The organism is Pseudomonas sp. (genome assembly GCF_030147005.1).
Taxonomy (GTDB): Bacteria; Pseudomonadota; Gammaproteobacteria; order Pseudomonadales; family Pseudomonadaceae; genus Aquipseudomonas.
The window spans coordinates 1-8,534 of the sequence record NZ_JASLAW010000055.1 but is presented as its reverse complement, the minus strand read 5'-3'; the positions used below and the strand labels follow the sequence as shown (position 1 = coordinate 8,534).

The window sequence follows — 8,534 nt, the reverse complement described above, 5'->3', positions numbered from 1 at the left end:
GGGGTTGTTGTGGCCCAGTGTTGCGTTCAAAGGGTCGGCAGGGTCCCAATTGTGGGGGGGGGGTGGCTTGGTACCACGGTGTTTCCGTCTTAAAATCAATGCCGCACACTCGGTCTTCGCGCGAACCCCCGCTCCCACAAGTCGTATTTGGGGTGGTAACTGGAGTTTTATCAGCCCTTGCCCTTGGTCCGAGTCATATTCGGCCCGCCGTTTTTTTCCAGATGCTCAATGATGATCCCCGCCACATCCTTGCCGGTGGTGGTCTCGATCCCCTCCAGGCCTGGCGATGAGTTCACCTCCATGACCAATGGTCCATGGTTGGAGCGCAGGATATCCACGCCGGCCACGGCCAGTCCCATGACCTTGGCCGCACGCAGAGCAGTCATACGCTCCTCCGGGGTGATCTTGATCAGGCTGGCGCTACCGCCACGGTGCAGGTTGGAGCGGAACTCACCCGGCTTGGCCTGGCGCTTCATGGCGGCAATCACCTTGTCGCCTACCACGAAGCAGCGGATATCCGCACCGCCCGCTTCCTTGATGTACTCCTGCACCATGATGTTCTGCTTGAGGCCCATGAACGCCTCGATCACCGACTCCGCTGCCGTTGCCGTTTCGCACAGCACCACGCCGATACCCTGGGTGCCTTCCAGCACCTTGATCACCAGCGGCGCACCATTGACCATTTCGATCAGGTCGGGGATGTCATCCGGAGAGTGGGCAAAGCCGGTGACCGGCAGGCCGATACCCCGGCGCGACAGCAGCTGCAGCGAGCGCAGCTTGTCCCGCGAACGTGCTATGGCCACGGACTCATTCAGTGGAAACACGCCCATCATCTCAAACTGGCGCAGCACCGCGCAGCCATAAAACGTCACCGAGGCGCCGATGCGTGGGATCACCGCATCAAAGCCTTCCAGCGGCTTGCCACGGTAGTGGATCTGCGGTTTATGGCTGGCGATGTTCATATAGGCCCGCAACGTGTCGATCACCACCATTTCATGGCCACGTTCGGTGCCGGCCTCAACCAGGCGGCGGGTAGAATACAGACGCGGGTTTCGCGACAGCACAGCAATCTTCATGCAGCACCTGGGGCAGAAATAGTGGAGACCGGGAACACCGGCTTGTCTTGAACGTACTTTACGGCTGGGCTGACCACCAACTGGCCGTCAATCAGCGCCTTTGAGCCCAGTAACAGGCGATAACGCATGGCTTTGCGGCAGGCCAGGGTGAATTCCACTCGCCATACCCGATCGCCCAACGCCAGGGTTGTGCTGATCACGTAGCGCACCTGCGCATGGCCATTGGAGCTCTTGATGGTTTTCATCGTTACCAAGGGCGCTTCGCAACGCCGGTGACGCAGTTGCACCACGCTGCCCAGATGCGCGGTGAAGCGCACCCACTTTTCGCCGTCGCGCTCGAACGGCTCAATGTCGGTGGCATGCAAGCTCGAAGTGCTGGCGCCGGTGTCGATCTTGGCGCGCAGGCCAGCCACCCCCAAGTCGGGAAGTGCCACCCACTCACGCAGACCCACAACGGTCAAATGGTCAAATGTCTTCAATATGGGTACCGTCAATTTGCCCAGGCTTGAGGGGAAACCTTGGCCAGGGCATTGAATGCGGGTTTGGCGAACCAGTAGCCCTGCATTAGAAATATTCCACAGTCGGAGAGAAAGTCCCGTTCGCCGGCACTTTCGATGCCTTCGGCGATGACAGTAACCCCCAACTGCTCACAGATTGTGACAATCCCCTGGACGATTACCTGGCGGACACGGTCTTGGTCGACATCGCGAATCAGCGCCATGTCGAGTTTGATCAGGTCGGGTTGGAAATCGGCCAGCAGATTCAGCCCCGAATAGCCCGCGCCGAAATCATCGATGGCGGTCTTGAAGCCGAATTCGCGGTATTCACGCAGAATATTCGTCAAATGGCGATAGTTATCTACATGCTCGCTTTCGAGAGTCTCGAAAATCAGGCGGTCCAGCGGAAAATTGTGCTCTCGCGCAGCCTCCAGAGTGCTGCGGATACACAGTTCCGGACGGTAGACGGCATTGGGCATGAAGTTAATGGAAAGGTGAGTCTGCATGTTCAGGGCGGCAGCGCCAGCGATCGCCAGGGTGCGGCAGCGCTGGTCGAAACGGTAGCGATTGGTTGCGTTGACATGCGCCAGCACCGACAGCGCGCCTTCACCCTGGGTGCCGCGCACCAAGGCTTCATGGGCAAATATCGAATGGTCACGCAGGTCTACGATAGGCTGGTAGGCGAAAGCAAAATCGAACCCCAAAGGCTCGCTTTGCTGGCAACCCACGCACCGCTGATTGGGCGAGGTGAGTGAAATGGGAAAGTCGGTCACAGCGTATCCTCGCGAAAACAGGGTGCTACCTGGCGTATCTTAGGTGAGCCTTGGGGTTTATGCGTCGAAGGGTTTCAACGGTAAGGTTGCGACATTTTTCAGAGCGAGGAATTCAAGTGGCTCAAAAACAGGAAGAGGAAGAGAAGGTCCGCTTGGACAAGTGGTTGTGGGCGGCGCGTTTCTTCAAAACCCGTGCCCTCGCCAAGGCCGCCATCGAGAGCGGCAAGGTGCACCATCGCGGCGAGCGCTGCAAGCCGGGGAAGGAACCACGTGTCGGCGACGAGTTTCAGATTCGTACAGGGTTTGATGAAAGAACCGTTGTGGTTCAGGCGCTTTGCGCTGTGCGCAGGGGAGCGCCTGAGGCGCAGACACTGTATGCGGAGACCGAAGCCAGCATTGCCAAACGTGAGAACGCTGCGGCCATGCGCAAGGCGGGTGCTTCGGGCTTGACCACCGATGGCAAGCCGAGCAAGAAGCAGCGTCGTGATTTGTTCAAGTTTCGCGGCAGCGGCAATGACGATTGAGGGCGCAAATCCTCAGCACAGGAGAGATAAATTGTGGGAGCAGGCCCGCTCCCACATGAGCTTTTGCCGTTACTCAGCTGCGCGTACCACGCTCAATCGCCCGATGAGAGGGAGCTTGCCGAGCCCACCGAAAATCGGCGCCGTCACGCGTAATAACGCGCCCGACACCTTCGCCGCAAACGGCGTGTAGCAACCCCAGCCCAATGCCAACAGCGCCAGTAATACCCCGCCGATGTAATCGTCTTGCCCCCAATGTGCGCCCGCTACCAGTCGCGGCATCATGAACAGCAGGGCAAGGCCCCAGATCACCAGAATTTGTCCGATGCGCTTGGCAAAGACGGTCATGAACATCGCCCAGATCAACAGCACCGACGCATGATCACCGGGAAAACTCTGGCTTGAGCGGTCTTTCAACTCCCAGGTTTTCTCAAGCCCAGGGAAAAAATCACTCATCTGAACCGCGCCGCCGATCACCATCGACGGGCTGCTGTGCTGCCAGCCCATGTGCGCCGCGAGTTTGGAAAACAGCATGCGGATAAACAGTAACAACAGCAGAATGCCGAGGAAGCCAAAGAACGCCTGGCGCACCTGCACGGCCTTGAACACCCAATCGCCGCGTATTAAAAGCGCCAACAGAATTATTCCGACGACTGCGTCAAACGGCCGCAAACTCGCCACGGCCCACACGTGCAACCAGATAGAGCTGCTCGCCAGCGGGTCATTGAGCAGATGAAACAGCCACTCGTCGAAAATCACGCACAGCATCTGGCCCGTGGGCCACAGCCAAAAACACAGCAGCGCGATAGCGAGTAGATTGCAAAGAGCCCATCGCCGGAGGTTCCAGTTCGCTTGGAACAAACCCGGATTGTTCATAAACTGTCCCTCATCGCTCTATTAGCTCCTTGTTTCAGGAGGAATCGCACCAATATGGTGCTAAAGCGTTTAATTTTATAAACGTTGTAATCATTTTGTCATCACTTCAGATACCCAGACCTATGACTGATCTACCGGATACCGACTTCACTCAACGCTTTATCTTTGACGAGAGCGACGCTCGCGGCGAACTGGTTTCGTTGGAGCTCAGCTATGCCGAAGTCCTTGCCAAACACGCGTATCCGGAGCCGGTGGCGCAACTGCTTGGTGAGTTGATGGCAGCGGCTGCGCTGCTGGTGGGCACGATGAAATTCGATGGCTTGCTGATCCTGCAGGCGCGCTCCGAAGGTCCGATCCCGATGCTGATGATCGAGTGCTCCAGCGAGCGCGAAATCCGCGGCTTGGCCCGCTATGACGTCGACCGGATTACACCCGATGCCACACTTTCCGACCTGATGGCCGATGGCGTGTTGGCGATCACCGTTGACCCCACCGAGGGCCAGCGCTACCAGGGCATCGTCGACCTCGACGGCGAGACGCTGTCGGAGTGCTTTACCAACTATTTCGTAATGTCCCAGCAAGTCGGCACCAAGTTCTGGCTCAACGCCGACGGTAAACGCGCTCGCGGCCTGTTGTTGCAGCAACTGCCGGCTGACCGTATCAAGGACGAAGATGAGCGCACCGACAGCTGGCGCAAGCTGACCGCCCTGGCTGGCACCCTGACGGCTGAAGAATTGCTGGCCCTGGACAACGAGACCATTCTGCATCGCCTGTATCACGAAGAGGCGGTGCGCCTGTTCGACGGTCAGTCCCTGCACTTCAATTGCAGCTGCTCCCGCGAGCGCTCAGCCAACGCCCTGGTCAGTCTGGGCCTGGAAGATGCGCAGAATCTGGTGGTGGAACACGGTGGCCATATCGAGATCGACTGCCAGTTCTGCAACGAGCGTTATCTGTTCGATGCTGCCGATGTGGCTCAATTATTCGCCGGCGCAGGCATAGACACCCCTTCCGACACCCGTCACTAAAACGTTTAAGCACAGGTAAATCACCTGCCAAATGCCGGATTAGAGGCGTTCTGACGGGAGGGCCCTACTTTTTTTGGGCTTTTCTGGCATAATCCGGCCCACTTTTTTCGCGGTAGTAGTGCGCAACTTTCTACTACAAAACGTTTGGAGCACTCGGCCATAGGCCGACGGGGAACCTCATGACGCAAGCCAATAACGCCGTATACACCGATCTGAGTGTTGACGATCTGGTCAAAGAAGCCCTGCAGCGCGGTGAAGGCGTGCTTGCCGATACTGGCGCGCTGGTCGTAGAAACCGGTCACCGCACCGGCCGTTCGCCGGTCGACCGCTTCATCGTTGAAGAGCCTACTACCCAGGACGCAATCGCCTGGGGCCCGATCAATCGCAAGTTCCCGGCTGACAAGTTCGATGCCCTGTGGAGCCGCGTAGAAGCCTTCAACAACGCGCAGGAGCACTTCGTTTCCCATGTTCACGTAGGGGCTTCCGAAGACCACTACCTGCCCGTGAAAATGACCACCCAGACTGCCTGGCAGAACCTGTTCGGTCGTTGCCTGTTCATCAACCCGGCCCAGTACAACCCGGCCGATCGCGATGAGTGGCAAGTGCTTAACGTGGCCAACTTCGAGTGCGTGCCAGAGCGTGACGGCACCAACTCCGACGGTTGCGTAATCCTCAATTTTGCGCAGAAAAAAGTGCTGATCGCCGGCATGCGTTACGCCGGTGAAATGAAGAAAGCCATGTTCTCGGTGCAGAACTTCCTGCTGCCGGCCGCCGACGTGCTGCCGATGCACTGCGCCGCCAACATCGGCGAAGCGGGCGATGTGACCCTGTTCTTCGGCCTGTCCGGCACCGGCAAGACCACCCTGTCCGCCGACGAAAGCCGTTACCTGATCGGTGACGACGAGCACGGTTGGGGCGAAGGCGTGGTGTTCAACATCGAAGGCGGTTGCTATGCCAAGTGCATCGACCTGTCGGAGAAGAACGAGCCGGTTATCTGGAAGGCCATCAAGCACGGCGCCGTGCTGGAAAACGTCGTCATCGACGAGGCTGGCCACGCTGACTACACCAATGTCAGCCTGACCCAGAACAGCCGCGCCGCTTACCCGTTGGAACATGTTGCCAAGCGCTCCGAGAAGAACCTGGGCGGCGAGCCCAACGCGGTGATCTTCCTGACCTGCGACCTGACCGGCGTATTGCCGCCCGTGTCCATCCTCAGCGAAGAACAAGCGGCCTACCACTTCCTGTCCGGCTACACCGCACTGGTGGGCTCGACCGAAATGGGTTCGGGCAGCGGCATCAAGTCGACCTTCTCCACCTGCTTCGGCGCGCCGTTCTTCCCACGCCCGGCTGGTGAATACGCTGAGCTCCTGATCAAGCGCATCCGCGGCTTCGGCTCCAAGGTCTACCTGGTCAACACCGGCTGGACCGGCGGCGGCTACGGTGTTGGCAAACGCTTCAACATCCCGACCACTCGCGGCGTGATTGCAGCGATCCAGAGCGGCGCGTTGATCGGTGCAGAGACCGAACACCTCGACACCATCAACCTCGACGTGCCATTGGCTGTGCCGGGCGTTGAGACCGGCCTGTTGAACCCACGCAACACTTGGGCCGACAAGGCTGCCTACGATGAAGCGGCCAAGGCTTTGGCCGGGTTGTTCATCGAGAACTTCAAGAAGTTTGAAGTGAGTGAAGCGATCAAGGCTGCAGGGCCTAAGTTGTAAGGCTCAGCTTGTCTGGAAAAAGCCGCCTCCCGTAGGCGGCTTTTTTGTGCGCGCAGGTTCAGGCGACGATATGCAGCGCCACGGCCCCGGCCAGTACTAACAAAACCCCGAGCAGTTGCACCGCTGACAACCGCTCCTTGAAAAACACAAACCCAAGGATCGCTGCAATACCGCCTGACAGCGTGCTGATCACCGTCACAACCGAAACCGAGCCCGCCATCGCCCCCCACGAAAATGCCGAGAACCCGCCCAGGTTCATTAAGCCCGCCCCGGTCAAGGTCGCGCAGTTTTTGAACGGTGGCATCTTAAGGCCGTCCTTGATCTTCAACACCATCACCACGAGCACACAAAGGCCTACCAGGTAACCCAGCCACAGCATGGCGACCGGCCCCAGCGCCGGCAGGGTGTAGCGGCCCTGCAGCCAGAAGCTGGTGCCATAAAGCAGCGAGGCGAGCATGGCGTAGGCGATGGACAGGCGTGGGTTGGTGTGGGGCACGCCGTTGTCCTTGTGGAGGCTGGAGAGGATCACGCCGGTCGCGCACAGCGCAATGCAGCCCAATTGGGCCATGCTGATGCGTTCGCCGCTGGCCCAGGACAGCAATGTGGTGACCACGCCGTAGGAAGTTACCAGCGGCGCGACGATTGCAGCTTTGCCGAGGGCGAAGGCCTTTGACAGGGCGAGGGCACCGGAGACGGTAAGCAGGGCGGCAGCGATGCCCAGCAGCCAGACGCTCAGCGGCGCGTCGAGGGATTTGAACAGGAAGCTGGGAAGAATGATCAACAACAGAGTCATGATCAGAAAACCCAACGCCTGGCCGAAATACACCGCGCGTTTAACGCCCACGGCGCGGGCATTGAGGCCCACCAGGAAATCCGTTCCACCCCAGAGCAGGGCGGCCAGCAGGCCCATTGTTACGTCCATGTAAGGTCCTTGTTGTGTATGCGGCTGGCCAGCTTGGCGCAGCTGCCACATTTGGCTTTCAGTGAATTCGAAATCTGTATTCGTTCAACTCAGGTTTTCCAGCGTCTGTGTGTCCCAGCTGTATGTCTTGATCGCCAGATAAAGCATGCCGATGGTCAGCGGCACTTTTTCGCCACGGCCCTTGGCCCGGCGTTTGAGAAACACGTCAAACACCGGCGGGTTGAAGTAACGATAAGTGTCGAAGTCGCCGAGGTCGAGCGCGAACTCTTGCTCAAGCGCTTCCATCAGTTGCTTGGCCTCAGCGCCATCGCACCCAAGGTCGAAGTTCAGCGAGGTTTGCAGGCGAATGGTTTTGTGTTTCGGCAGACCGATTTCTTCATGCAGCAACTGCAGGAGCTGCTGCATGACCGGGTCTTCGGGAAAGTCAGGGGCGAGGTTCATGTTGAGGGCACGCAGGATTGGGTGAGAGGCATGGTTGCGTTCGAGGCGGTATGTATTCCGGATGACGAAGAGCGCCAAGCCTATCAAGAATACAAAGACGGGTAGGAAAGGCATTCTTGGGATTACTGCTACATAAGGTAGTAGAAACGTCAAAACCAGACCTGTAGCGAGACATGTGACTGCGAAGCGCTTCCTGAGCGTAGGGTCTGTGATCTGACAGTGCAGCACCAGATAGATGATGAGAAAAAAAGCCGATTGAAGGTAGAGGGCCATGGTACTAAGACTCTTTCGAGTAGACATGTATTACGCCGTACCGGCCGATATGTTGAGTCCTTTCTACGTTCACGTGTTTTTTGCGGAGACAGTGGACAGGGCGCCATTTTCAGTCGACTGCGGATGACTTCTGTAGGGGGCCGGGCGGTTGTTTTATGCAGTTTGGGAAGGGGATGTCGCAGCGGTTGGCGATTTCTTACAGTGATTTCAGGCATTGATGGATAGGCAGCGACTCAAGAGGTAAAGCTGGCCGATGTGGAAGTCGGGTTTGCCCTAATGCCAGTCAGTTAAGGAGGAGCGCTTTACCGTGGCGAGGGAGCTTGCTCCCGCTGGACTGCGCAGCAGTCCCATTTTCTGGGGTCGCTTCGCGGCCCAGCGGGAGCAAGCTCCCTCGCCACAGGCCGACGGT

At 58.4% G+C, this 8,534-nt stretch carries 9 protein-coding genes; 3 read left to right on the top strand and 6 right to left on the bottom strand.

Translation table 11 applies throughout. The features are described from left to right. Window positions 1–170: 170 nt before the first annotated feature. Genes rimK through Q1V60_RS05090 form a run of 3 tightly spaced genes read right to left on the bottom strand, consistent with a single transcriptional unit; the run spans window position 171 to window position 2,346 of the window. The gene (gene rimK / locus Q1V60_RS05100; protein ID WP_300628038.1) at window positions 171–1,076 is read right to left on the bottom strand and encodes a 30S ribosomal protein S6--L-glutamate ligase; all 906 of its coding nucleotides are present in this window, start codon (window positions 1,074–1,076) and stop codon (window positions 171–173) included. Next, the gene (locus tag Q1V60_RS05095; protein WP_173667503.1) at window positions 1,073–1,537 is read right to left on the bottom strand and encodes an ATP-dependent zinc protease; all 465 of its coding nucleotides are present in this window, start codon (window positions 1,535–1,537) and stop codon (window positions 1,073–1,075) included. The genes rimK and Q1V60_RS05095 overlap by 4 nt, the downstream gene beginning before the upstream one ends. Before the next feature lie 29 nt (window positions 1,538–1,566). Further along, window positions 1,567–2,346 (bottom strand): EAL domain-containing protein, encoded by a 780-nt coding sequence (locus tag Q1V60_RS05090; protein ID WP_300628037.1) that lies wholly within the window; start codon window positions 2,344–2,346, stop codon window positions 1,567–1,569. Window positions 2,347–2,462: 116 nt separating this feature from the next. Between Q1V60_RS05090 and Q1V60_RS05085 the strand changes: the two genes are divergently transcribed. Continuing rightward, window positions 2,463–2,870 (top strand): S4 domain-containing protein, encoded by a 408-nt coding sequence (locus Q1V60_RS05085; protein WP_300628035.1) that lies wholly within the window; start codon window positions 2,463–2,465, stop codon window positions 2,868–2,870. A gap of 69 nt (window positions 2,871–2,939) precedes the next feature. On the opposite strand, the gene Q1V60_RS05080 is transcribed toward Q1V60_RS05085, so the two are convergent. Continuing rightward, complete coding sequence (locus Q1V60_RS05080) at window positions 2,940–3,743, bottom strand: phosphatase PAP2 family protein (RefSeq protein ID WP_300628033.1); 804 nt, start codon at window positions 3,741–3,743, stop codon at window positions 2,940–2,942. A gap of 122 nt (window positions 3,744–3,865) precedes the next feature. Here Q1V60_RS05080 and hslO point away from each other — a divergent pair, with 122 nt between their 5' ends. Continuing rightward, window positions 3,866–4,768, top strand: coding sequence for an Hsp33 family molecular chaperone HslO (gene hslO / locus Q1V60_RS05075; protein ID WP_300628031.1), 903 nt, complete (start codon window positions 3,866–3,868; stop codon window positions 4,766–4,768). Window positions 4,769–4,947: 179 nt separating this feature from the next. Next, window positions 4,948–6,489, top strand: a complete 1,542-nt coding sequence (locus Q1V60_RS05070) for a phosphoenolpyruvate carboxykinase (protein WP_300628029.1) — start codon at window positions 4,948–4,950, stop codon at window positions 6,487–6,489. 58 nt (window positions 6,490–6,547) lie between these two features. Here the strand turns inward: Q1V60_RS05070 and Q1V60_RS05065 are convergent, their stop codons facing one another. Together Q1V60_RS05065 and Q1V60_RS05060 are read right to left on the bottom strand one after the other, a co-directional pair. Further along, entirely contained in the window at window positions 6,548–7,411 is an 864-nt protein-coding gene (locus Q1V60_RS05065; RefSeq protein ID WP_300628027.1) for an EamA family transporter, read from the bottom strand. Window positions 7,412–7,495: 84 nt separating this feature from the next. Further along, a complete protein-coding gene (locus Q1V60_RS05060; RefSeq protein ID WP_300628025.1) occupies window positions 7,496–7,852 on the bottom strand; it encodes a DUF1493 family protein in 357 nt (118 codons plus the stop codon). Between the last annotated feature and the right edge of the window lie 682 nt (window positions 7,853–8,534).

Excerpts from the sequence above, each read along its gene's own strand:
- rimK (WP_300628038.1), bottom strand. The coding sequence starts at position 1,076 with ATGAAGATTGCTGTGCTGTCGCGAAACCCGCGTCTGTATTCTACCCGC.
- Q1V60_RS05080 (WP_300628033.1), bottom strand. The coding sequence starts at position 3,743 with ATGAACAATCCGGGTTTGTTCCAAGCGAACTGGAACCTCCGGCGATGG.
- hslO (WP_300628031.1), top strand. The coding sequence starts at position 3,866 with ATGACTGATCTACCGGATACCGACTTCACTCAACGCTTTATCTTTGAC.
- Q1V60_RS05070 (WP_300628029.1), top strand. The coding sequence starts at position 4,948 with ATGACGCAAGCCAATAACGCCGTATACACCGATCTGAGTGTTGACGAT.
- Q1V60_RS05065 (WP_300628027.1), bottom strand. The coding sequence starts at position 7,411 with ATGGACGTAACAATGGGCCTGCTGGCCGCCCTGCTCTGGGGTGGAACG.
- Q1V60_RS05060 (WP_300628025.1), bottom strand. The coding sequence starts at position 7,852 with ATGAACCTCGCCCCTGACTTTCCCGAAGACCCGGTCATGCAGCAGCTC.